Source organism: Lacticaseibacillus zeae DSM 20178 = KCTC 3804 (assembly GCF_000260435.1).
GTDB classification, from domain to species: Bacteria; Bacillota; Bacilli; order Lactobacillales; family Lactobacillaceae; genus Lacticaseibacillus; species Lacticaseibacillus zeae.
The window spans coordinates 141,758-167,163 of record NZ_BACQ01000031.1; the positions used below are offsets into that span (position 1 = coordinate 141,758).

The 25,406-nt window shown below is 48.5% G+C and carries 22 protein-coding genes; 6 read left to right on the forward strand and 16 right to left on the reverse strand.

The features are described 5' to 3' along the window. Positions 1-3: 3 nt before the first annotated feature. Positions 4-1,380 carry an Nramp family divalent metal transporter gene (locus GSO_RS06350; RefSeq protein ID WP_010490225.1) on the reverse strand — a complete coding sequence of 459 codons (1,377 nt, stop codon included), beginning with the start codon at positions 1,378-1,380 and terminating at the stop codon, positions 4-6. 230 nt (positions 1,381-1,610) lie between these two features. Between GSO_RS06350 and GSO_RS06355 the strand changes: the two genes are divergently transcribed. Further along, positions 1,611-2,249 carry a TetR/AcrR family transcriptional regulator gene (locus tag GSO_RS06355; protein WP_010490226.1) on the forward strand — a complete coding sequence of 213 codons (639 nt, stop codon included), beginning with the start codon at positions 1,611-1,613 and terminating at the stop codon, positions 2,247-2,249. Between the two features lie 301 nt (positions 2,250-2,550). Then, positions 2,551-3,324, forward strand: coding sequence for a sulfite exporter TauE/SafE family protein (locus GSO_RS06360; protein WP_010490228.1), 774 nt, complete (start codon positions 2,551-2,553; stop codon positions 3,322-3,324). A gap of 108 nt (positions 3,325-3,432) precedes the next feature. On the opposite strand, the gene GSO_RS06365 is transcribed toward GSO_RS06360, so the two are convergent. Genes GSO_RS06365 through GSO_RS06375 form a run of 3 tightly spaced genes read right to left on the reverse strand, consistent with a single transcriptional unit; the run spans position 3,433 to position 5,144 of the window. Then, positions 3,433-3,753, reverse strand: coding sequence for a hypothetical protein (locus GSO_RS06365; protein WP_010490230.1), 321 nt, complete (start codon positions 3,751-3,753; stop codon positions 3,433-3,435). A gap of 8 nt (positions 3,754-3,761) precedes the next feature. Then, the gene (locus GSO_RS06370; protein WP_010490232.1) at positions 3,762-4,568 is read right to left on the reverse strand and encodes a Cof-type HAD-IIB family hydrolase; all 807 of its coding nucleotides are present in this window, start codon (positions 4,566-4,568) and stop codon (positions 3,762-3,764) included. 24 nt (positions 4,569-4,592) lie between these two features. Next, a complete protein-coding gene (locus GSO_RS06375; protein ID WP_010490234.1) occupies positions 4,593-5,144 on the reverse strand; it encodes a TetR/AcrR family transcriptional regulator in 552 nt (183 codons plus the stop codon). 186 nt (positions 5,145-5,330) lie between these two features. On the opposite strand from GSO_RS06375, the gene GSO_RS06380 reads away from it, so the two are divergent. The 3 genes from GSO_RS06380 to GSO_RS06390 all read left to right on the forward strand — a co-directional run bounded on the left by GSO_RS06380 (position 5,331) and on the right by GSO_RS06390 (position 10,074). Continuing rightward, the gene (locus tag GSO_RS06380; protein ID WP_010490236.1) at positions 5,331-6,032 is read left to right on the forward strand and encodes an ABC transporter ATP-binding protein; all 702 of its coding nucleotides are present in this window, start codon (positions 5,331-5,333) and stop codon (positions 6,030-6,032) included. A 9-nt stretch (positions 6,033-6,041) separates the two neighbouring features. Beyond that, complete coding sequence (locus GSO_RS06385; protein ID WP_010490238.1) at positions 6,042-8,615, forward strand: ABC transporter permease; 2,574 nt, start codon at positions 6,042-6,044, stop codon at positions 8,613-8,615. A gap of 202 nt (positions 8,616-8,817) precedes the next feature. Continuing rightward, complete coding sequence (locus tag GSO_RS06390; RefSeq protein ID WP_010490240.1) at positions 8,818-10,074, forward strand: cell wall hydrolase P40; 1,257 nt, start codon at positions 8,818-8,820, stop codon at positions 10,072-10,074. 191 nt (positions 10,075-10,265) lie between these two features. On the opposite strand, the gene GSO_RS06395 is transcribed toward GSO_RS06390, so the two are convergent. From GSO_RS06395 to GSO_RS06425, 5 genes are all read right to left on the reverse strand, one after another. Beyond that, positions 10,266-11,375, reverse strand: coding sequence for an NAD(P)/FAD-dependent oxidoreductase (locus GSO_RS06395; protein ID WP_010490242.1), 1,110 nt, complete (start codon positions 11,373-11,375; stop codon positions 10,266-10,268). A gap of 24 nt (positions 11,376-11,399) precedes the next feature. Beyond that, positions 11,400-12,473, reverse strand: a complete 1,074-nt coding sequence (locus tag GSO_RS06400; protein WP_010490244.1) for an ammonium transporter — start codon at positions 12,471-12,473, stop codon at positions 11,400-11,402. A gap of 1,047 nt (positions 12,474-13,520) precedes the next feature. Then, the gene (locus GSO_RS06415; protein WP_010490250.1) at positions 13,521-13,715 is read right to left on the reverse strand and encodes a hypothetical protein; all 195 of its coding nucleotides are present in this window, start codon (positions 13,713-13,715) and stop codon (positions 13,521-13,523) included. Between the two features lie 145 nt (positions 13,716-13,860). After that, positions 13,861-14,880 carry a cytochrome d ubiquinol oxidase subunit II gene (cydB, locus tag GSO_RS06420; RefSeq protein ID WP_010490252.1) on the reverse strand — a complete coding sequence of 340 codons (1,020 nt, stop codon included), beginning with the start codon at positions 14,878-14,880 and terminating at the stop codon, positions 13,861-13,863. Next, entirely contained in the window at positions 14,873-16,351 is a 1,479-nt protein-coding gene (locus GSO_RS06425) for a cytochrome ubiquinol oxidase subunit I (protein ID WP_010490254.1), read from the reverse strand. Before GSO_RS06425 ends, cydB begins: the two co-directional genes overlap by 8 nt. A 357-nt stretch (positions 16,352-16,708) precedes the next feature. Here GSO_RS06425 and GSO_RS06435 point away from each other — a divergent pair, with 357 nt between their 5' ends. Beyond that, complete coding sequence (locus GSO_RS06435) at positions 16,709-17,215, forward strand: type 1 glutamine amidotransferase domain-containing protein (protein WP_010490256.1); 507 nt, start codon at positions 16,709-16,711, stop codon at positions 17,213-17,215. A gap of 82 nt (positions 17,216-17,297) precedes the next feature. Here GSO_RS06435 and rpsR read toward each other — a convergent pair whose 3' ends face one another. The 7 genes from rpsR to gyrB all read right to left on the reverse strand — a co-directional run bounded on the left by rpsR (position 17,298) and on the right by gyrB (position 25,366). Further along, positions 17,298-17,534, reverse strand: a complete 237-nt coding sequence (gene rpsR / locus GSO_RS06440; RefSeq protein ID WP_003568467.1) for a 30S ribosomal protein S18 — start codon at positions 17,532-17,534, stop codon at positions 17,298-17,300. An 89-nt stretch (positions 17,535-17,623) separates the two neighbouring features. Further along, entirely contained in the window at positions 17,624-18,217 is a 594-nt protein-coding gene (ssb, locus tag GSO_RS06445) for a single-stranded DNA-binding protein (protein WP_010490295.1), read from the reverse strand. A 29-nt stretch (positions 18,218-18,246) separates the two neighbouring features. Beyond that, on the reverse strand, positions 18,247-18,543 hold the full coding sequence (rpsF, locus tag GSO_RS06450) for a 30S ribosomal protein S6 (RefSeq protein WP_010490297.1): 297 nt from the start codon (positions 18,541-18,543) through the stop codon (positions 18,247-18,249). A 126-nt stretch (positions 18,544-18,669) separates the two neighbouring features. After that, a complete protein-coding gene (gene ssb / locus GSO_RS06455) occupies positions 18,670-19,101 on the reverse strand; it encodes a single-stranded DNA-binding protein (protein WP_010490299.1) in 432 nt (143 codons plus the stop codon). 141 nt (positions 19,102-19,242) lie between these two features. Then, complete coding sequence (locus GSO_RS06460) at positions 19,243-20,469, reverse strand: MFS transporter (RefSeq protein ID WP_029345540.1); 1,227 nt, start codon at positions 20,467-20,469, stop codon at positions 19,243-19,245. Between the two features lie 251 nt (positions 20,470-20,720). After that, entirely contained in the window at positions 20,721-23,339 is a 2,619-nt protein-coding gene (gene gyrA, locus GSO_RS06465; protein ID WP_010490303.1) for a DNA gyrase subunit A, read from the reverse strand. Between the two features lie 65 nt (positions 23,340-23,404). Next, the gene (gyrB, locus tag GSO_RS06470; protein ID WP_010490306.1) at positions 23,405-25,366 is read right to left on the reverse strand and encodes a DNA topoisomerase (ATP-hydrolyzing) subunit B; all 1,962 of its coding nucleotides are present in this window, start codon (positions 25,364-25,366) and stop codon (positions 23,405-23,407) included. Positions 25,367-25,406: the final 40 nt, after the last annotated feature.

Sequence of the window (25,406 nt, forward strand, 5' to 3'; positions counted from 1 at the left end):
TGTTTATTTAACAAATCCCAACGTCTGGGCAATCAAGTAAAGGTTCAAGATAATGAGCACCGCACTGATGAGCCACGCCAGCCACTTGACCCAGGCGTGATTGGCAAATTCGCCCATGATCTTTTTGTCGCTGGTGTAGCGCACTAACGGGATGACCGCGAACGGTAGCGCAACGCTTAGGAAAACCTGCGAGAACGTCAGCAGGCCCTCAATCTTGGCTTCGTTACCGTGATAATAAATGGCGAAAATCAGCACCGGCGTGACGGACATGAGCCGCGTCAGAATCCGTTGTGCCCAGAGTGGCATTTTCAGATGGATAAAACCTTCCATAATAATCTGGCCGGCTAGCGTCCCGGTGATTGTTGAACTTTGACCGGATGCCAGCAATGCGATCGCAAACAACATGGAAAGCATCGGGCTGGCAATGGCGCCGACAATCTGGGAATTGCTTAAGGCATTGAAAAGATCTACGAAGCGGCCTAACGAGCTGTTGGTGCCAAAGAAAAGCGCCGCTCCAAGAATTAATAGTAACGAGTTGACGATAAACGCCATCGTCAGTTGCAGGTTGGAATCAATCGTTGAAAACTTAATCGCCCGTTTGACATCGTCTGGCTTGCTGCGATCAATTTTACGCGTCTGGGAAATCGATGATCCAAGGAAAAGATCATGCGGCATGACCGTCGCACCCACAATCCCTAATGAAAGGTACAACATGGATTTATTGGTAACAATATCAGCGTGTGGCAGGTAGCCTTTTAACAATTCCGGCACGTTGGGTTGAGCCAAAATGACTTCGTAAGCGAAAACCAGCAGAATGACGAGGACTAAAGTGGCAACCACCGCTTCGATTTTTCGAAAGCCGAGGCGCATGAGTAGTAACAGGATTAAAACATCTGCCGTGGTAATGATAATGCCGACAATCAGCGGCATGTTGAAGAGCAGCTTTAACGCAATGGCTGACCCGATAATCTCGGCTACATCCGTCGCCATAATTGCTAATTCGGTAACAACCCAAAGGAATCCGCCCATGACACGGCCGGTATGCTCGCGCGTCATCTGCGCCAGGTCCTTACCGGTCACAATTCCCAGCCTTGCCGCCATTGCCTGCAGCAACATCGCGATCAAACTGGAAATCAAAATAACTGAAAGCAGTGAGTACTTGAATGAAGCCCCGCCGGCAATACTGGTAATCCAGTTACCGGGATCCATGTAACCCACGGCAACCAGAATGCCCGGTCCGGTATAAGCGGCTAGTGTCCGCCAAAAACCTGCATTGTGGGGTACCTCAACACTGCCATTAACTTCATCTAGACTTTTACTCGGCGTGTCTTCAAAATGAATGATCCGCTCACGTTTTGGGTTTTTATTTTCTTTTTCCATGATATAAAGCCCTCTTTCCATTGGTTTGAAATTTGGGTCTCGATTGAGCTATCACTCAACATCATCCGAGATAAATATACACCCTTACTAAAATAGGTCAAGAAAAAGATTAGGTTAACTTAACTTATTGGCCAAAGCCCCTATTGGCGGCACTCATCGCGTGCTATAATAAAACCACACTGCCGGCTTTAAGTTTTCACTTAATCCATTTTAAGAAAGGATCCTGGTACATGGCCAATTCAACTGATGACATGTTGCATCAAGCGCAATTATTTAATGATTTCACGGCTAAACAGAAACTGATTATCATCGCCGCCATTGATGTGTTTGCCGAGAAGGGGTACGCGGCAACCAGTACGAAGGAAATCGCTGCGCGGGCCGGGGTCGCCGAAGGTAATATTTACAGTCGCTTCACCAATAAACGCGGCTTGTTGAATGCCATTATTACGCCAGTACTCGACCAGATGTTCCCGGCCGAATTGGATGACTTCATTAAGTCCCGGTTGAATCAAGATTATGTGTCATTGGAAACTTTTCTAACCGTTTTAATCAAAGATCGCCTTACTTTTTTGCAGGCGAATGCGCAAATTATCAAAATCGTGCTATCGGAATTGTTGAATGACACGCAAGTTCGTGAACAGGTCATTGGCAACTTCACAGCCCAATATTGGCAGACGATGACGCATGATTTAACCGTCCTGCAACAACAGGGGGTGCTGGTCGACTGGCCGTTTGAAGATATTTTAAGAGCTATCTGGTCGACTACCAGCGGTTTGATTCTGGGATTTTTATACTTCAATCAGCCACTAGACGCCGATACCGTGAATCACAGCATTACCGCAACGATTAAGGCCTTATCGCCAAAGTAGTTGGTGGCATGCACACATGGTGTAGCCTTCTGTTCCGGTAGTTCTGTGGGTTATGACTCTCAACGGGTGTTGGTTTGCGTATAAAATAAAACTATGTGGTTTTGCTCAGGTTCACTTTAACGCGCTCCCCGGCGCAGAAACCGACTCACGCTCATTCACTTTAACGCGTTCGCAGTCGCAGAAATCTACGTGTAAGGACCTCAAGCCTAAATGGCCAAAGTCCAGCCATTTAGGCTTGAGGCCACTTACACTCCGATTTCTAAGCGCTCCTGCTCACGCTCATTCTTTTGGAGGAGGATTCATGACTCTCGCAATTTTTATTTTCCTACTCATTGCCGGCATCGGTGCTGGCTTGACGGCCACGCTGGCTGGGCTGGCTTCGTTGGTTTCTTACCCGGCGCTGCTGGCCATTGGGGTGCCGCCGGTGATTGCCAATGTGACCAACACCGCCGCCTTGGTATTCACCGGTGTCGGCTCAGCAGTTTCATCCCTGCCTGAATTGCACGGTCGCGGCAAATTTCTGTGGCGGCTCATCCTGTTGGTTTCGCTCGGCAGTATTTTTGGCAGCGCCTTGTTGTTGATTGCCCCTGCATCGACTTTTGAAAAAATTGTGCCGTTCTTTATTATTGCTGCGGGTCTGTTACTGTTGTTCAGCGGCAAACTGCCTACGCAGGAACATGACCCGAATGAACCGGCGCGCCGCCTGACGTTTCGACAAGAAGCCGCCCAAACTATCGTTATCTTCGTAACCGGTGCCTATGCCGGTTACTTCGGTGCTGCGGCCGGCGTCGTGATGTTGGCAACGTTGACCCTGACCGTGGATCAGCCTTTCATCGTTTCCAATTCAATGAAAAATCTAACCGGCTTTGCGGCTAATGGCATCGCCACCGTCATCTACGCTTTCACGACCAAAATCGAATGGCTCATGGTCATCCCCCTCGGTATCGGCCTTTTTATCGGCGGCTACATCGGTCCCATCATCGCCCGCCGGCTGCCAGTGCAGCTATTACGCGTCATCATTGCCGTTTTGGCTTTCCTATTGGCGGCTAAGCTGTTCGCCCAGGCATATTTCTAAGGAAATTTTGGCATTATCAAACAAAAAAACTTCTCAGCGATCATGTTGCAATATGCAAATGATCGCTGAGAAGTTTTTTTCTAACGCATATTGGTTCAAATGATTTAGTTATAACAGCCAAACCGCTAACCCAAACAAAACCAAATGTACCAATAACCTTACCAAGTGATGGCTTACGTGCGGCTTGCCGTACATTGCTATCCCATTAAGCCACGCCACTGCGGACAAACCCAGCAACCCGATCAGCAAAACGATGACCGCGTTGACCTTATCCGGAATCACCGCCGCTGTCAGCACCAAGACCGCAGCCAGCGCCGTGAGTTGATTGAAAAGCGGGTTACCTTGTTTGGCTTGCCATGCCTGCCAGGCGACCAGCAGCATCACAAACCCATAACCGCCGATCACGACGCGCATCCCGATTGCCGCCATGCGCTCGCCTAGCCTTCCTGCGCCTGCAAGACTTGATCCATCACATGTAAAACGCCATATTCATCATTGCTGCGGGTACGATATTTGGCATGCTGCGCCATACCTTGCGTCGCATTCGCCATAATATAACTGTAACCAACCGTCTCTAGCATCGGAATATCATTATCATAATCACCAAACGCCATCATCTGAGCAGTCGGAATATCAAAATGCCGACTCAAAATCCGCATCCCGCGGCCCTTGTTCACGCCAAGATTTTGAATATCCAACCAAGTTTCGCCACTCACCTGAACCGTATAATCCTGACCAAAAACTGGCCGAAAATAGCGATCGGCATTCTTGCGACTATCCGCATTAGGAAAATAAATCGTGACCTTATCGACTTCTAGCGACATATCCAGCAAATTCGGCACCTTTTTGAGCTTGTGGTAAAACGGCAACAACGCCGGTGCGTATTTGGCATCAACCGCATTGATATATGCAGCGTCCAAGGCACATAGCACCGGGACGCCATCGGTTTTTTCAAGAATGAATGACACAATCTCGCGATACTTGGCCGCGGAAATCAAGCTTTTCCCGATGATATGGCCATGTGTCGCCACTAAGCCGCCATTATCGCACACCAGCGAGATGTGCTTGCTGAAGTGCGGAAAGGTTTCCTGCAACGTATATAACGGTCGGCCACTGGCAGCGACGAATTCGATGCCGGCCTGATGAAGCCGGTGTAAGTAGCGATCAAAGTGCGGTGGTAAGACGCCTTTGCTGGTTAACAGCGTCTGGTCCATATCACTGGCAATTAATTTTACATTTTGCATCTTTTTCTCCCTTAAACGAATTAGTTAGTGCGGCGCCCCTTTGGTAACCACATTTTCGATCACCTTCGCAATTTGCTCCGGCGGCTCTTGCATGCCACGCTTCAGCCACATGGTTAACACACCCACGGCCCCACTGATGAAGAACGTATAATAATAATCGAGATGATCTTTGTCGGTCTCGCCATACCAAGTTTGATAACGTGACTGCGTTTGTGCCTGAATCGGCCGCACGATTTTTTGTAAAACCGAACTATCCGGCGTGGTTAAAAGAATCGTCGCGGCTTGCGGATGTTGCATGATGACCTTGAGAATCGGCACCAACATCTTGGTCATATCGTCTATTTTAACACTGAGATAGGGTTGGATTTCGTTGAGTAAATCGGTTTCAATCTGCTCGAATAAAGCCAAGGGTGACTGAAAGTGCAAGTAAAAGGTTCCGCGATTCAGATCCGCCTGGCGACAAATCTCCGTCACGGTAACGTCATCCAGTGCCTTGGTTTCCAAAATCTGCAGTAAGGCGGCTTTAAACCGACTCACCGTATACTGAACCCGGCGATTGTCCCGTGTTCCTGACATCAACGTTCACCTCTAAACCAACATGATTTCAACAAAGTGTTCATTTAACAACAGATTTTCCGTTTCTGTGCTTGAACGAATACTTACAATCTAACATAATGTCATTCAATGAACAACGTGTTGAATTTATGGACAGTCCCTAGTCACTTGTTCAGCTCAATGCGATTGTAGGAGGTTTTTTTAATATTGGCATATATCGAAGTTAAACATGAATCTAAACGTTACAAAATGGGTGAAACCACCATTACCGCCAATCAGGATATCAATTTTACTGCGGATCAGGGAAAGCTGACGGTCATTCTTGGCCCCAGCGGTGCAGGCAAGTCGACGCTGTTGAATATTTTAGGGGGAATGGATTCACCCACAGAAGGGGAAGTCTGGATTGACGGGACTGACATTGCGACGTTTTCCGATAAGCAACTCACGGCTTTTCGGCGGCACAATGTCGGTTTTGTTTTTCAGTTTTATAACTTAATCCCGAATCTGACGACTAAAGAAAATGTGGAGCTGGCTGGTTCGATTGTGGCAGACGCATTGGATCCGACCACGGTGCTGCAGCAAGTGGGTTTAGGTGCACGGTTGGATAATTTTCCTTCACAGCTTTCCGGTGGCGAGCAGCAGCGGGTGGCGATTGCCCGCGCCTTGGCGAAGAATCCGAAGCTACTGCTGTGTGACGAACCGACTGGCGCACTGGATTACAAGACCGGTAAGCAAGTGCTGCAACTATTGCAGGATGCCAGCCGCAAAGATCATAAAACCGTTTTGATCATCACCCACAACGCTGCGATTGCCAAAATGGCCGATCGGGTTATCGAAATCAATGATGCGCAGGTCCGCAACATTCATGACGAAGCCGCACCAACGCCAGTCGCAGACATTGAGTGGTAGGTGATCAGTTTGAAACCATTAACGAAAAATCTTTGGCGAAACATTCGCGATTCATTGGGCCGATTCATCGCGATCGTTATCATCATTATGCTTGGCGTTCTTTTATTTGTCGGAGTCAAAGCGACCGGGCCCGCGCTCAAGGACTCCTTGAACACGACCGTCAAAGCCGATCATCTCGCTGACAGTCAGCTTCTGGCAACCACTGGCGTCACCAACGCCCAGGTCAAGGCAGCGCAATCGGTTAGCGGCACCCAGGCAGAGGCCGTCAAGTTCAAATACGCGATTGGTGGCAAGGCCAGCGATGTCGTTGCCTTGTATGGCTACCGGAAAACGGCCACGATTAACCGTCTCCACCTGACCAGCGGCCACTTGCCGAACCACCATAACGAAATCGTGCTCGATTCAGTCGCCAAAAAAAGCGGCTACAAACTAGGGCAACATTACACCTTCGCCCGCAGCAGCGGTCTCAGCCGCCGAACTTACACCATCACCGGCTTTGCGGACTCACCGGCCTACATTGAAGATACCAGCCGCGGATCGGCCAATATCGGGGATGGCACGGTCCGGTATTTTGCCTATATTCCTGATCAGCAAATGAACATGCCGGTTGCCTCGCAATTAAACATCCGCTTCCCAGGTTTGCAAAAGCGCGATACGTTCAGTTCATCTTACAAAGATGCGGTTGCCGCCAAAATGAAACAAGTCAAACGCCGCGTCAAAGCCCAGGCACAAAAAGATTTGCAAACCATGATCGAAGCCAAGATCGTGCAGGCGGCCACCAAGAAGGCCACTGCCCAGGCCACCGCGGCCGGCATGCCAACTAGTGCCGCTGCCACCACCGCACAGACGGCTGTTCAGAAGCAACAAGCGACTTTGAAAAAACAAGCCGACACCCGTGCGCAGAAGCAACTGACAACCAGCCTCACTTGGCAAACGCGGAGCGACCTGCCAGGATTCGGTGACTACGGCGGATCAGCGGATCGAATTGCCGCAATTGCTAATGTGTTCCCGGTGTTCTTTTTCCTTGTGGCTGCCCTCATCACCTTTACAACCGTTAGCCGCATGGTTGAAGAAGCGCGCGCCCAAATCGGCACGTTTAAAGCACTCGGCTACAGTAAATGGGCCATTGCTCGTAATTACCTTGCTTATGCGGCGCTGGCCGGATTATTCGGTGGAGTCATCGGCGTTTTTGCCGGCAATCTCAGCATTCCGCGGATCGTTTTGAGTTTGTATAAAAACTACATCCCGCTCAAACAAGTCATCACGCTGCAATGGCCGCTCATTGTGCTGTCGATCGGACTCGCCTTGATTGCCACGTTAGGCGCCGCCATCATCGTTGTCCGCAACGAATTAACCGAAAAACCGGCAGCCTTAATGCGACCACGGGCACCTAAGTCCGCAAAACGCATTTTGCTTGAACGAATCACCCCGTTATGGTCGCGACTTTCGTTTAATCAAAAAGTCAGTTATCGCAACCTGTTCCGGTATAAATCACGACTCATCATGACCATTCTTGGCATTGCCGGCGGAACGGCCTTGATTCTCACCGGCTTTGGTATCAAGGATTCCATCACTGCCACAGGTTCCCTGCAATACAACGATGTGGTCCATTATCAAGCCATCGTGCGCTTGGCGGATGGCAAAACCCCTGCGGCAGCGCGAACTGTCTTGAAGAAAAGCAACGCCTATCGCAGCGCCGACACTGTCAGCAGTGCAGTTGGTAAACTTAGCGCCAATGGCCACCAAATCAGTGACGTTAATCTTTTTGCCCCATCAAGCGGCACCACCCTCGAGCCCTACGTCAGTCTTCGCTCAACCAAAACCAACCAAAAACTGACGCTGCCACTCTCCGGCATCGTTATCACCAGCAAAGTGGCCAAATCACTTAAAGTCGGGACTGGCGATCACTTAAAAATCACCACAACGGATGGCAAGAAACATAGCTTTAAAATTAAAGGCATCGCCAAAAACTATGTCGGGCATTTCGCCTATCTCGCAAATGCCAGCTATCGGCAGCTTGCCGGTCAGCATACAACGCCCAACGCTTTGCTCGTCCGCTTACGGCCACAAACTACTAAGCAAAACGATCGGCTAGCCAAGCGTCTTCTGAACCACCACGCGATTGTCGGCATCAGCTTCACCACAACGGCGAAAAAGACACTTAGCAATATGAGCAGCATGCTCGATCCGATTGTTTTGATCTTCATTCTATTGAGTGCCGTTTTATCCTTCGTGGTCTTGTACAACCTGAACAATATCAACGTTTCCGAACGCATTCGGGAATTGTCCACGATCAAGGTGCTGGGGTTCTTCGATCGTGAAGTCACCATGTACATCAGTCGCGAAAGCATCGTGCAGACCATTGTCGGGATTCTCTTCGGTTATGGGCTAGGTAACCTTTTGACGGCGTATATTTTGCAACAGGCAGAAACTGCCGACGTCGTTTTCCCATTGACTATCAGTTTCACCGGCTACCTCACTGCCACGCTGCTGATGATCGGGTTCACCGCCATTGTCACTTGGCTCACCCACCGGCGGCTTCAGCGAGTTGACATGGTCGAAGCCCTTAAATCGAACGAATAACTTACAATTTTGTCATGCAGTCGCAAAGCGCGGCTGCTTTTTTTCATCCAAAATTCACCAAAAGTGCCGAATAAAAACCTAAAACCACGTAAATTTGACCGCCAGATGAAGATTGAGAACAACTCCTAACAGTTCTGTAATGGTGACGTAACATTGACACGGTAAAGTAGCCTTTAGTTAATTAATTAAGGGTGAGGTCAAAATGAAATTCAATAAAGCTATGATTACATTGGTTGCCGCAGTTACCTTAGCAGGTTCTGCCAGCGCCGTAACACCGGTTTTCGCTGACACAAGTGCCAGCATCGCTTCTAACAAAAGCGAAACGAACGATTTATTAAAACAAATCGAAGCAGCCAACACTGAGGTCATCAATCTTAACAAACAGATTGACGATAAGAATTCGCAAATCAGTGATGCCACAGCCAAGATCAGTGCAACCGATGCCCAGATCAAATCATTGAGCGGCCAAATCACGGCTGCCCAAAAGAACGTGACGGCACGGAAGAACAATTTGAAGGATCAGTTGATTTCCCTTCAAAAGAAGGCTGGCAGCTCGGTTAGCGGTAATGTCTACATTGACTTCGTGTTGAACTCACAAAGTCTTTCAGACCTGATCGCACGCACCATGACCGTTGGCAAACTCAGCCAAGCCAGCAAAGAAGCCTTGGACGCTGTGACTGTTGCCAAGGATAAACTGGCAGCATTGAAGAACCAACAGGAAACGGCTCGGCAGACGCTGGTTTCAACCAAGTCATCGCTTGAAACCCAGAAGTCTCAGTTGGTTACCTTGCAAAAGACAGCTAGCGACAAGCAGGATGCCTTGAACAAGCAAATCAATGATCACCGTGACGAATTGGTTGCATTGCAAAGCCAGTTCGCCCAAGAACAGGAAAAGACCGCTGCAGCAACCCAAGCTGCTTTGAAGACAGTCGCGGCCTCAACCGGTTCTGCATCAAGCAAGAGTGCCGACAGCAGCAGTTCAACGACTAAGGCTGCTTCAAGCCAAAGCACCATTTCCACAACCAGCACCTCTTCCAACAGCGGTGCCTCATCATCTGTCATCAGCAACAACACCGCTTCAGGTAGCGGCAGCCACGCTGATTACAGTTCTTCAGGCAACACTTATCCTTGGGGTCAGTGCACCTGGTATGTTAAGTCTGTTGCTTCATGGGCAGGCAATGGCTGGGGCAACGGCGCTGAATGGGGCGCTTCCGCTGCAGCTGCAGGCTTCACGGTTAACCACACACCGGCAGCCGGCTCAATCATTGTCTTCGCTGCTGGCCAATCCGTTGGCGGCCAATGGACTGCTGATGGTCAATATGGTCACGTTGCTTACGTTCAATCTGTTTCCGGCGACAGCGTCACCATCACTCAAGGCGGCATGGGCTTCAGCTCACCAACCGGCCCGAACACCCAGACCATCTCTGGCGCAAGCAGCTACACTTATATCCACCGGTAATTTTACCCACCCTTAATCACGTCTTGGGATCCCATTTTCGGATACCAACCTAAAAATACCGCGGGAACCAAAAGAAGCCTTCGAATCTATGCGAGTGCATAGGTCCGGAGGCTTCTTTTTATGGTTGTTGTGGGCATTGCCACGTCTTCAGCACAACGAGCAATACAATGACGCGGCAGAGGCGTTAAACCCTAGCAATCACACGCCACGTCGCATATGTCACAATCGTCAAGATAGAAACTATTGGCCCGACTCACCGTTACAAAGTCGCCAATGTCCCAATTTTCCCGTTCGGCTATTTCATTCACGATGACACCAAACCGTTGCCGGAACTTGTAAATGTAGCAGAAGATCGCGTCTTGGTGGCGAACATCCGGACCGACAACAAACACGTTTTTGGCACGGGTCGATTCATCCACATCGCTTAACTTAATCTCACCATCAACGCTTTCGAAGAGCTCTGGCCATAATTTTAACGGACCCGGGTTGAATCCCGTGCATAGAATCGGTTTGTAAGGCGTCGTGATGGTGCGGCCATCGGTGAACCACAACTGATACTGTGATGGGGAATCGCTGGTCACCGTTTTTAAGGTTGCATTTTGTTGTAAGGTGATCCGATCCGCGACTGCTGGCGGCAAATCCAAGAACCGGCGCCGGGTGTATGGAGCCAGGCGGATGCTGGGATCAGGTGAAGCAGCGTTTAAGCCGGTCGATTCCGTGATCATCAGAACTTTATGTCCGAGCGTGGCCAGATTGATCGCAGCATCCACGCCGCTTTCATTGCCACCGATGACAATTTGGGTTTCCCCTGGCAAATCCTGCCAAGAATGCACCTGCTGATAGTGAATGACATTTTCAGGGTGATCGGTTAACTTCGGAAAAGCAAATTGCCCGACCGCCATAATCAGGTATTTACTTTCAACGACGCCATGATCGGTCTCAATGGTATAACTGTCAGCGTTGGCTGTAATGGCACCAACACGCGTATGTTCGGCAATCGGTAACGTATAAGTTTCTGCCACCAGCTTCAAATAGTCGGCAAACTGAGACCCGCTAAGATGTTCGGTTCCCAGCGTATATGCCGGCGACGTCTCCATGGTAACGGCATTTAAGTCCGGCATACCGAAACCATTGCTGGTAAATGATGGCGTGATAAAACGGGTTTCTTTTGGCCAGTTGCGAAAACTTTCGCCAATTTCACCTTGCTCCAAAATCTGAAATTCTTGACAGCCTAATTGTTTCAAGATGACGCCAACGCCAATTCCCGCTGCCCCGCCACCAATAATCGTGATTTGATTCATCTATTTATTTCTCCTTATGTTATGTCAATCCAGACGCTTACTGTCACGCACCATTAATCGATTCAGACTGGTTTCACTCACATGTGCCGCGGCTTGAGCCAAAACGGTGCCGACTACAGTCAAGCCGACCGCCACCAAGACCGCCAAAAGCTCCACGCTGGCGAAACGGATACCATCTTGACGCATCACCAATCGCGCAATCATCAGCCCAATAACACCAGTCAGGCCGCCAACCGCATTAATCGCAAAAGAATCAACTGCATCGTAGAATCTTTGAGCATGCTGCATCTTTACGACCGCTGTCTGACATAACCCGCCGGAAACAACGGCAACCACAGCTATGGTGCCTGCGCCGACATAGCCAACCAAAGCCGTACTCGTGACCAATCCGCATAAAATACCATTCAGTAAATCACCTAAGCCCATGACTTGCGTTCGCCAATACGTCAACCAGCACCAGCCGGCAATCGCCGCCAAAACCGCAATGAGCGTTTTGATCAGCACCTGCAGAGCCTGGGCATTCAGGCCACCCACCGGCGCTAAATTAAAGCCCAACCAGCCCACCAGTATCATGATCGTTGCGGCATAATCCGTACGAAAATCATTCGCCACAACCGCCTCACGACTGCGAGTCAACGATTTTGCCAGGACAAGACTGGTTAGCCCCGCTGTCAGATGCACGACAATGCCTCCGGAAAAATCCAATGCACCCAGTCGCTCCAACCAACCACCATCCGACCATAGCCAGTGCGCCAGCGGGCAGTATACCAACGCTGTCCAAACCGGCACAAAAATCACCAAGTAATGGCTATGTTTAAAGCCAACAATGGTTCCAATTAACATGGCGATCGCATATAAGTAAAAATCCATCTGCACCAACCCATTCAGCAAATCCGCAAAACGGTTAACCTGTAACAGATTGGTGCCAAACGCCAGGTAATTCCCAAACACCAACCAGCAGCCGATCGCCACCATCAACGCAACGCTCATGGTTAAAAGTGCCGGCTGTTGCCGGGAGCGAGGTAACATACCCACGTATAACAGCGGTACGCTAAAGATCATCGGCAGCATGATCAGGAAACAGACAAGTGCAAACATAAATGACCCCCTTGTGAACTTTCGTCAGCCTGGGCATCAGGCTGAGCAAGCGTTAGTGACCCTTTGCTATTCAGTTGTCCGTGATCGCTTCTACCTATAGACAAGCGGTCTGTATGTGTGGTTATTTTTGGAGCTACCTACCTCGCTTTCTAAAACGTAACTATTACGATTGAGAAGCGACTGTTACCTTATCATTTGTTGGTTAGTGGTGTCAACTGATATTTTTGCAAAAAAAGACGACACCTCGCTAAAAGTGTCGCCCTGCTACCAGTCTGTTTTCAAAAATAACTGGTGTATATTATCCCAGGTCACAAATGATCCTTTTTCCCAAAATGGTAGACCGTTATTTCCGCCACGGACACGACAACCCAAATAAGTGGAATGATTGTTAATATATTCAGCATGGCCTGTCTGAAAGTATCACCAAGCAACATTCGGATAAAAACATTAAGCAGGCCACAAATTAACCAAAAAAACAGCTTTCGAAACATAAGGGATTGTTCTCCAACGAAATAGGCCAAATCTTTCTTGGCACTTAATTCTTAAGTCATGTCGTCCAAGGTGAGAATTATCGATATTTCTTCGAATAGAAATAATAGGCAAGACCGAGGCCAGTTCCCAAAAGCAAGCAAATCAAGATTAGAACGGGATTGAACCAATTGTTGGGATTGGTGTTGATATTTGTGTTTAAATAGACCGCAACGGCACACACTGCGACGACGCCTAGAACAGATTTAGGTTTTGGTGTCATGGGGGTTTCTCCTTTTCTCTGAAGGATTAGTAATAGCAATGAATGCCAGCATCGAAACTAAATACATCATGATATAAGGTCTCTTACAAAGTCATCTTCGCTTTTCCAGTATATGCATAAACTGCCATTCTTTGGCGAAGGAAAAATAAACGTTGGCTTTTGGCCAATTAACGTTGATTTAATCGTTTAATCTTGCCAATTCAGGGTCTCCACGTCTCAAACCAAAAAAAGACACCCAAAGCCCCACACAATCACTGTGGAAGTTTCAAGTGTCTTTACGCCGTACGAAACTTTTCTCAAGCCTTCTGCCGGCCATATCCCTTTAAGGTTGCCCGAATCGCAAATCCCAAAGCGATGAGCGCAATGGTGTACAAAGCGACATTGCCGTAAAACTTACTGATCGGGTTCCAGAATACCGGCCAGAAGACTTGATAGAGCCAGAAGCCAACGACTAGCAGGCCCCAGAAAATATTGATCCAGATTTTTTTCATTGGTACACACTCCCTTTTGCTGAGCGTGAACCGGCGCGTTTAGGAGCCGAAGTATAAGTGGCCTTGGGCGTGATTGGACCGAGCTTAGGCCATTGCGCCCATGAACCTTATATGCAGGCTCCTGCACCGGTGAACGCGTTATAGCCTAAATCATTGGCGATGCCGGTGCGTTGTAATACTTATTGATCAGGTGATAGGCGGTTGCCTGTAAGCCGACCATCAAGATGATCGTGAAGCCAAACAGCCATGCAGTCCAAAGTAGTGAAACCGGGCCGCTGGTTGCGGTTAAGGCGGTGACTGAGGTGCCTCGCGCCCGACCGACAATCAGCGTTGGAAAGACGCCGAGGAAAATGGTGTAAATGAAGCTGGCCATCGTGCCGACACTGAGCCAGAACGTCACACGCGGATGGTGGTTAGCAATGGACCAAGTCTCAACCCCAAGGAACGCGACCAACAAGATCAGCAGTAACGAGACGATGACTGGCCGATTGGTGAAGAACCGGGTATAGAACGGCAACAGGACGGCAAACAGGACAACCGCCGCATAAAGTGCCCAGGTTGTGCGTTTCAGTGCCACGGTTAATTGTTCAGCGACATTCGCACTGACTTTTTTGATCACCCGGGTCAAGCCGACATTTAGACTCAGCAAGACCGCTAAAATACCGCCTAAGATGCTGAACGGTGTTAAGATGTCGCCCATGCTGGCATAGACAAACCCGTTACGAATCGGTACGCCGCTGACCGTGGAGCTAAAGACGATACCGAGCAGGAACGGTGGCATCAGACTGCCGATAAACAACGCCCAGTCCCAGAACTGATTATAGTGGCGGCTATGCCATTGATTGCGATAATCAAACGCGACGCCGCGGAAAATCAAGAAGAACAGCATCAGGAAAATCAGCGGATAATAGCCGGAGGTCAACGCCGAATACCAGCCAGGATAAGCAGCAAACATGACGGCAAATGCGGTAACGGCCCAAGTTTCATTGCCGCCCCACACCGGTCCGGTTACTTTCATAATCTGTTGCCGCCGTGACAAATCATCGCCCACAAAGAACGTTGCCATTCCCGCACCAAAATCGGCACCATCAAGGACGAAGAACAACATCAGCTCGGTAGAAATGATGCCGAGGAAAATGACTTGCAAATTGGAAAGACTAGGCATGGCTGAACGCCTCCTTTGCAAACGGATCTGGAATGGTCCGGTCTTCCGGATAATCGCCGGTAATCTGTGGCAAGCCACGGGTGACAGTACGATGCGAGATATAAATCATGGTGCTTACCAAGAAGACGTCGGCAATGAAGAACAATGCGAGACTCGTTCCCGCCTCCGTCGCCGTCAAACTTGGCGAAACCGCATCATACTGCGTCAATAAGCCGTAGACAACAAACGGATAGCGACCGACTTCAGCAACAATCCAGCCTGAAGTAAACGTCAGGTACGGAAGCCATAACGTCCAGCCCAACGTCCGCAACGTCTTTGGATGCTCCTCAATCGTTGACTCACGCCGATGCAGCATAATTGTTGCAAACAACGCGAACATAGTGAAGAAGTAGCCTGCATAAACCATCAGGTGCATCGTCCAGAACAGCAACGTCACTGGCGGATAATAATTCATCTGGCCGTCATAGGATTTGGCAACGGTCTTATCAAACTTCGCATGATACATTTTGGCCACTTGGTTCATGCCAGGCATCGCACCGGTAAATGTGTTTTTACCAAAATACGTGCCCATGTTCGGAATCGAAATGGCTTTGGTCGTGTGATCCTTTTCATTGATCAGCGCAGCCATTGCCCAAGGAGCACCGGTTGTGGCACTCCCTTCCAAATCATAGCGTCCTTCAATTGCCGTGAACTTCATCGGCTGCAGTGCGGCGGTTGCGGCACCCTGATCGTCACCTTGTGCAGGCTGTAGGAAGGCCGCTGGCAACGCAATCAGTAAACCGATTTGAACGGCAATTTTGAACGCCGCAGTATCACGCTTATGCAGAATCTGCCAGGCCGAGATGCCAGCTGTCACAAACCCGCCGGTGATCAGAATTGCAAATAAAACGTGTAGAAATTCCGGCCGGTACTGTGGATTCTGTAACAACGTAATCAAACTGTCCAACCGGGAACGGCCATTTTCCAGGTGGAAGCCATAAGGATTTTGCATAAAGGCATTAATAGCAATAATCCAAACGACGGAAAACAGTGATGCCCCCAACATCCCAACGCCTAGCCAAGCATGGGCGCGTTTTGGCAATTTACCCCAAGTAAACCGCCACAAACCGATGATGGTCGATTCAATGAAGAACGAAATCATACTTTCAATGGCTAACGGTACACCAGAAACATCGCCCATCAAGCGGGTAAAGGCCGACCAATTCATGCCGAATTGAAATTCCATGATCAACCCGGTGACAACGCCGGTCCCAAAACTGAAGAAAAAGATGCGGCTAAAGAATAGCGTTAAACGGCCGTACTTTTCAGTGTCGCCACGACCATAGGCATATAAAAATTCAAAAATCATGGTCGTCAGCAACATCCCGATGGTGGTTGTCACAAATAGAAAGTGCGTGATGGCGGTCACCGCAAACTGCATTCGCGATAAGTTCGTTACAGCCAACGGGATCGCGGCTAATGTGAGCCCCATTTTGATCACCTCTGATAATCAAACCCCTGATATAAGTTCATTTTGCTCTTCTGATCATCGTCATTGTAAAACAAAATCAAAATTAGATATAACGATAAGCTTGTGATTTTGTTCGCATTAGCTAACGTTAACATAAGCTACTAATCAGCGGGTTAGCACGCTTCCGTTTGTTTGCCAAAATAACGAGGGACCGCTGTTAATATGACCCTGATACGGCTGCTCATTTTCTTGGAGCTTAGGTAGTTGCTCATCCATATTCCTGGATAGTTCACACAAAATTAGTATTTTAATCCTTTGCATCAATACTTTTAAACCTTTAAACTAGAATAGTAATACATGCTGAAAGGGGCTTTTATAATGGCAAAAATTGCTGTTCTGGTTACCGATAACTTCGAGGATGCGGAATTAACCTCACCTGTCAAAGCGTTAAAGGATCAGGGCCATGACGTCACTTTGATTGAAACACAAGCTGGGAAGCAAATTACCGGTAAACATGGCGCAAAGGCAACCATCGACACCACGATTACCGATGTCAAACCGGATGATTTTGACGGCTTACTGCTTCCAGGCGGTTTTTCGCCAGATGAACTTCGAGCTGACGATCGCTTTGTTAATTTCGTCAAAGCCTTCCTGTTGGCCGACAAGCCAGTCTTTGCGATCTGCCACGGACCGCAATTCTTCATCCAGACAGGCTTGACCAAGGGCCGCACCATGACCGCCTATACGACAGTTCGCCCAGATCTTTACTACGCAGGGGCCATCGTTAAAAATGAACCGGTTGTCGTTGATCATAACTTAGTGACAAGCCGGACACCTGATGACTTGCCAGAATTCAATAAAGCGATGTTGGCACAATTAAAGTAAATTAACGGTACTGACTGACGAGCACAAACAAAAAGGATGCTTCCGCCGCGATTGGCAGAAACATCCTTTTTTAATACCGATATTAGTCTTCTGAAACAAATGGCAGAAGACCCATAATCCGCGCTCGCTTGATTGCGATCGTCAGCTTACGTTGGTTCTTAGCGCTGGTGCCGGTTACCCGACGTGGCAAAATCTTGCCTCGTTCTGAGATAAACCGATCCAACAAGTTCGTGTCTTTATAATCGATGTATTCGATGTGGTTAGCGGCGATGAAGTCGACTTTACGACGACGACGGCCACCACGGCGTTGTTGTGCCATGAGAATTCCTCCTTCTCTATCAAAGATTCCAAGTTGACATTGCTTCCTTACGAACCAATGTCTTCGCTAAGCATGACCTTAGTCACACATTAGAATGGCAGATCATCATCGGAAATATCGATCGGTTTACCATTATTGGCAAAAGGATCGGGATTAGCAGCATTGCCGTTGTTGCCTTGGCTTTGACCTGCTGCCGGGTTTTGACCCGGATTCGATGATGGTGCATTGTTCGGGGCGCTTTGGGAACCAAAGCTAGGTGGGTTTTGCGGCTGCTGGTTATTACCAAACTGCTGCCCACCGCCGTAATTCTGGTTGCCTTGGCCAGCGGGATTCGCAGGTTCAGACGGTCGTTGTTGTGTCGTTGCCCGTGATTCCAGCAATGCAAAGTTCTCAACGACGACTTCGGTCACATAGACTTTCTGCCCTTGCGCATTATCGTAAGAACGCGTCTGAATATGTCCTTCAATCCCGACCAGTGAGCCTTTCTTGGTGAAGTTTGCGAAATTCTCCGCTGACTTACGCCAGATCACACAATTGATAAAGTCGGTTTCCCGTTCACCGTTTGCACTGCGGAACTGGCGATCAACGGCCAAAGTGAATGAACCGACAGCTGTACCGCTTTGCGTATAGCGTAAGTCAACATCTCTGGTTAAACGACCTGTCAATGCAACACTGTTAAGCATGCCGTAGCGCCCCTTTCAAAAAGTTACAATTAGTCTTCTCGCTTCACGATCATGTGACGCAGAATATCATTATTGATCTTGGCAAGACGGTCAAATTCATTGATCGCTTTGTCATCTTCTGCGGACAAGTTCACGATATGATAGAGACCTTCGTTATACTTGTTGATCTCATATGCGAGCTTACGCTTTTGCCAATCCTTGGAATCAATGATGCTGGCACCATTTTCCTTCAAAATATTGTCAAAACGTTCAACCAAATCAGTCTTTGCAGCATCGTCTAAATCAGGACGAATGATGTAAGTTACTTCATACTTGGTTTCAGCCATGACGATTCACCTCCTTATGGACTTTAGGCCCCGGTCGTTTGCCGGAGCAAGGAGTAATAAGGCTACAAAAATAGCCGGATACTCACAAGCTAAAATTGTAGCATAGATTCGCACCGAATACTACTGCTAAAATGGTAAATCATCCGTGGCTAGCTCCTGTGAGGCGGACGGATCACCCGCTGGCATGCCATCAGTGCCGGTTGCCTGCAAGGTGCCGGTCCGCCGACTTTCGGTCACCGCCCGTGATTCCAACCATGCAAAATTATCAACCACCACCGACGTCCGCCACCGCTGTTCACCTTGTTTATTTTCAAAATGATTGTTACTAATGCGCCCGGCAACGCCGATGAGCGAACCCTTCGTTGTTGAGCTGGCAAAGGTCAACGCCCGTTTGCCAAAAATCACGCACTCGATAAAATCCGTTTCGCGTTGTCCGGTTTTGTTCTTAAAAACCCGATCCACAGCCAGCGTAAAGCGAACCAGCTCCAAATCAGCTGCTGTTTTAAACACCTCTGGTTCTTTCGTCAGCCGACCTGTCAAACTCACACAATTTAGCATATGCCATCCTCCATCTCATCGCGCTATTTTCGCTGTCGGCTATACATTACGCAAAAAGTTTCGCGCTTGACCAGATAGTACGCGTTTGTCTTTTGGAAAATTTCGCACTGACGGGGCTGCTTTTTTTTAAGAGAATGACGACTATTCTTGACTTAATTGTATCCTGATTTTTTTAAAAAAAACGGGAACAGATGCGAGCATCATAACAGTGCCTAAGAGGAATATTATAACCGGCGTTGTTGTGATGTGTGATAATGGCGCACTAGTAATTGCTGCAATGGGATTTGCTAGTGAGAAGATAGTTAAAATTGCTCCTATGACCATGCCTATATGATTGCTAGGAACCGAGAGTTGAACTGTAGAGAAATACAAAATTGAACCGATCGAATTGCATATGCCATATCCCAACCATGAGATGACAACACCTACGATTCCAAATACTTCTCTATGTTGGAGACTAAATAAGCCAATCAACAAAATCATCACGCCTTGTAGTAGAAGAAAATATGGGAAGTTTCTAGCTGTAAATATTTTTTTGCCTTTATGTTTAACATTAACCGCAAATGCGCCCAGAATTGAGCCTACTGTAAAAGATAAATCAATTGAGTTGTACATATACGTGAAACCAGAAAAAACATCTATTGACAGTTTTGGCATCAACAACCATACCGTCCAAAAGCAAAAATTGGTTACCAGTGCTACTGGAACAATAACCGAAATCAAAAAATTTTTCCGAATAATTTTCATGCCAATTAAAAACTTGTTGGCATCCTTTGCAACCAGTGATGTAACATCTACTTTTTTCCCTGCTTTCGCTTCGATGCTCAATCGAGTAATAAGAAGGTAGGAAAGAACATAAAGTACAAGCGACAAAACTAAGCCAATACTTACATTTCCGAAAAAAATAAAAATTGCAGAAAGACCAGCTGATAACACCGAAGATAGTTGATTTGCAATTGATACCCAGGAATTTGCTGTAATAAGATCCTCTTTCCCATGTACTATCGAAGGAACGATTGATTCTGTTAACGGACTGTAGACTATGTTTAGGACTGAGTTAATCACAACGGTCACCATCACACTGAGGATTGGATAATCAAACAGGTGATAAATGGCTAAGCCTAAGATAGTGTTTAAAACTCTAATCCCAACTACTGTCTTCAACAAATAAATTTTGTTTACCTTATCTGATAAGTATCCCCCTACAAAGGTGAATAATGTGGCTATCATTGAAATAAGGCCTAACAGCGAAATGTAACCTTGGTCACGTGTAACTTTATAAATGTACCAATATGCAAAGAGCACTAGTGCACCATTAGTCAGTGTGTCAAAGAAATCGCTGAAAATAATTTGTTTGATTCGTGCCATATCGTTCTCCTCAAATAATCGGTGACCATTTCCGACTGTTATATTCGCGTCTAAAGTTACTTGAATTTTAAGATTATGTGCATAGATGTCAAACATTTCGGTCTTGTGATTTTCTCTCTGGACTTTTGCTTTTCCTCCTAACATTCAATCTCCAGCACGTTTAGAAATCTATCTCACGCAAAAAATACCGCCCAATCCACCCATCATCTGGGCAGGATTGAACGGTATTCCTCATAATGACTCAGGCATGTTTAGTCCTCGTCATCGCTATTAGCATCAGATGCAGGCTGATCAGTCTCAGCGCGATCCAGCAGTTTGTTGACCTGCTCATCGGCATTGCCTGCGTATTGCCCGTCAGCTGGTTGCTGATTGGGGTCAGTCGGTCCGGCTTGCGGATCGGTTGGCTGGTCTGGCTTATTGCCATCTTCCGGATCATCGGTTTCCGGTTCAACCTTGGCCATCGTTGCGACTTTGGCATCATCGTCTACCCGAATTAACCGGACACCCAGGGTTGCGCGGCCTGTCTGTGAGACGCTTTGGATATTGAAGCGAATCATGACACCGGAATCGGTCATGACCAGAATATCCTCAGTCCCGTCAACGGTTGTCACACCGGCAAGCGGGCCGTTCTTTTCAGTAATGTTAGCGGTCTTGATACCTTTACCGCCACGACCCTTGATTGGGTATTCCTTCGCGGCAGTGCGCTTCCCGTAACCCTTTTCGGAAATCACGAAGACTTCGGAATCCGGTTTGAGAATGTCGGAGCCGACAACGTAATCATGGTCACGCAGGCGAATGCCGCGGACCCCTGTCGCTGATCGACCCATCGAGCGCACATCTTGTTCTTTGAAGGCCACACTGTAACCCAGATGCGTGCCGATCAGGATATTATCCTGACCTGATGTCAAAATGACATTATTGAGCTCGTCATGATCTTTCAGATTCAACGCGATCAGGCCATTGCTGCGAATGTTGGCAAATTCTTTGACCGGCGTGCGTTTAACGACACCATTTTGCGTGACGAAGAATAGGTACCGGTCATCTTTTTGTCCTTCGTGGACGTTGATGACGGTTTGAATCTTTTCGCCAGCGCCGACACCAAGCAAGTTGATAATCGGAATGCCTTTTGCTGTGCGGCTGTATTCCGGAATTTCGTAGCCTTTACTACGATAGACCTTCCCTTTGTTGGTGAAGAATAGCAGCACATCATGGGTCGAGGTTGAAATCAGCCGTTCAACAAAGTCGTCATCATGAACGTTCATACCTTGAATCCCGCGGCCGCCACGATTTTGCGCCTTAAATTCGCTGGTTGCCAGGCGTTTGACGTACCCGTTATGGCTCAACGTGATCACGACATCTTCCTGTTCAATCAGATCTTCGTCTTCAAGGCTCAATACTTCGCCGACCAACAGCTCTGTCCGCCGCTTGTCGCCAAATTTCTTTTGAATATCCAGTAATTCGTCGTAAATGATCTGGTGAACCCGTTCAGGTTTGGCAAGAATATCGGTGTAGTCCGCAATCGCTGCTTCAACATCTTTATATTCGTTTTCAACCTTGTCGCGTTCCAGACCGGTCAGGCGAACCAGCCGCATGTCCAAAATGGCTTGGCTTTGTTTGTCGGACAACTTGAACTTGTCCATCAAGATGACTTTGGCCTTGTCCCCGGTTTCGGAACTGCGGATAATCGTAATGATTTCATCAATATGATCAAGCGCAATCCGCAAGCCTTCGAGAATGTGCTCGCGCGCCTTGGCTTTCTTCAGTTCATATTGTGTCCGCCGCCGAATAACATTTTCCTGATGATCCAGGTAATATTGCAGGATCTGTTTTAAACTCAACAGCTTCGGCGCACCGTTGACAATCGCGACCATGTTAAAGGAAAAACCGGTCTGCAGCGGTGTTAGCTTGTACAGATTGTTCAGGATCACTGAAGCACTGGCATCCCGCCGCACATCAATGACGATCCGCATCCCGTCACGATCAGATTCATCCCGCAACGTGACAATGCCATCGATCTTCTTTTCGTGAACCAGATCCGCAATCCGTTCCACCATTTTGGCCTTATTGACCATATACGGAATCTCGGTAATAACGATTCGTTCACGGCCGGATTTTTCGGTCTGAACATCGACTTTCCCGCGCAACACAATGGTTCCGCGGCCGGTTTCATAAGCGTGGCGAATGCCCGACTTGCCCATGACCACGCCGCCTGTCGGAAAATCAGGTCCCGGCAGCTCCTGCATCAAGTCCGCGGTGGTCGCATCCGGATTGTCCATCAGCACGTGCAAGGCGGAAATGGTTTCAGACAGATTATGCGGGGGAATATTGGTGGTCATCCCGACCGCAATCCCGGTAGCGCCGTTAACCAGTAAGTTCGGGAACCGCGCCGGCAAAACAACCGGCTCTTTTTCGGTACCATCATAGTTGTCCTGAAAATCAATCGTGTCTTTATTGATATCGCGCAACATTTCAACGGCGATTTTACTCATTCGGGCTTCGGTATACCGCATCGCAGCGGCACCGTCACCGTCGACCGACCCAAAATTTCCGTGGCCATCAACCAGCATATATCGGTAGCTGAAATCCTGCGCCATCCGCACGAGTCCTTCATAAATCGAGCTGTCACCATGCGGATGGTATTTCCCCATGACATCCCCGACAATCCGCGCACTCTTCTTATACGGCTTATCCGGCGTCACTCCGAGTTCATTCATGCCATACAGGATCCGTCGTTGAACCGGCTTGAGGCCATCGCGAACGTCAGGCAAGGCCCGCGCCACAATGACACTCATCGCGTATTCAAGGAATGATTTACGCATTGTTTCGCCGAGATTCACATTCGTAATCCGGCTTTCTTGGCGATCATCCATTAAGCGAAAAGTCTCCTCTCAAAAGTTCTCATATCCGACCGGTTTGCTATCCGTCAATCGGTCAATTACACATCAATATTATTCGGGTCAACGAAGACCGCGTTTTCTTCAATGAATTTCCGCCGCGGTTCAACATGATCGCCCATCAGCATTTCAAAAATGCCATCGGCTTCTTCCGCGTCTTTTGGCGATACCCGTAACAGGCGCCGCGTATCCGGATCCATCGTTGTCTCCCAGAGCTGACTGGCATCCATTTCACCCAGGCCTTTGTACCGTTGAATATCCGGCTTCGGACTCGGTGGCAGTTGCCCAAGAATGTCTTGCAGCTCTTCATCGGAATCGATATAGCGCATCATCTTGCCCTGCCGTAAGCGATACAACGGTGGCTGCGCGATATAAACGTAGCCGGCATCAAGTACTGGCCGCATGTAGCGATAAATCAACGTCAGTAACAAGGTCCGAATATGCGCCCCATCGACATCAGCATCGGTCATGATAATCAGCTTGTGATAGCGCGCCTTGGTAATATCAAAATCTTGACCGAATCCGGTGCCCATCGCAGTAAACAGCGTGCGGATTTCTTCATTCGCCAAAATCCGTTCCATCGAAGCCTTTTCAACATTCAGGATCTTCCCGCGAATCGGCAAGATTGCCTGTGTCAAACGGCTACGACCGGATTTAGCCGAACCACCGGCAGAATCCCCTTCGACAATGAATAATTCCGAGATTTCCGGATCCTTACTGGTATTGTCCGCCAGTTTGCCGGGCAAGTTAGAGATTTCCAAGCCACTCTTCTTGCGGGTGACTTCACGGGCGCGTTTGGCAGCGAGACGGGCTTTGCTGGCAAGCATGGCTTTGTCAATAATCAACTTGCCATCAGCCGGGTGTTCCATCAGAAACTTGTTAAAATGATCGGAAAATGTCCGGTCCACAACCGTCCGCGCATCCGAGTTGCCTAGCTTGGTCTTGGTCTGGCCTTCAAACTGCGGATCAGGGTGTTTGACCGAGACAACTGCCGTTAACCCCTCGCGAACATCGTCACCGCTAAGTGGATCATCGCTGTCCTTCAGTGCCCCGGAACGCCGGGCATAATCGTTGATGACGCGGGTCAGCGCTGTTTTAAATCCGGTTTCATGCGTCCCGCCTTCATAGGTGTGGATATTATTGGCAAATGTCAGCAGCGTGCTGTGATAGTCGTTGGTGTACTGCAACGCCACTTCTACCGTGATGCCTTTATCCTGACCTTCCACATAAATCGGTTCTTGCAGCAGGTTTTCCTTTTTCTCCGTCAAAAAGTCGACGTAGGATTTCAGCCCGCCTTCATAGTGAAAGACCAGCTTCTCATGGGTGGCCGCGCGCTTATCGGTAAACGTCAGCTTGAGGCCCTTGTTCAGGAACGCCAACTCGCGAATCCTGGTGGTCAGCACTTTATCATCAAACGTGGTTGTCTCGGTGAAAATATCCGGATCGGGCTGAAAATGAACTTTGGTCCCGTGTTCATGTTCCGGCGCAGTGCCGATCACCTTCATCAGGGTATTGACCTTACCGCGAACAAAATCAATGTAATACCGCTTGCCGCCGCGGCTAACCGTCACGTCCAGATTTGTCGACAAGGCGTTGACAACAGAAGCACCGACACCGTGCAACCCGCCGGACACCTTATACCCGCCACCGCCGAATTTACCGCCGGCATGCAAAACCGTATAAACGGTCTCCAGTGCCGGCCGACCGGTTTTGGCCTGGATATCGACCGGAATCCCGCGACCATTATCCGTCACGGTGACACTATTGTCCGGATTGACTTCGACTTCGATTTGAGTCGCAAACCCAGCCAACGCTTCATCAATCCCGTTATCGATAATTTCCCAAGCCAAATGATGCAGGCCTTGGCTGCTTGTAGAGCCAATATACATCCCTGGCCGCTTCCGAACCGCTTCCAGACCTGAAAGCACTTGAATCTGGCTGGCATCATATTCTGCGGCCAGCTCTTCTTTCTTCTCTTCGGCCGATTCTTTCTTGTCCGTCACTGGTTATCCTCCTTAAAAACACGTTTCCCGATACAGCAAA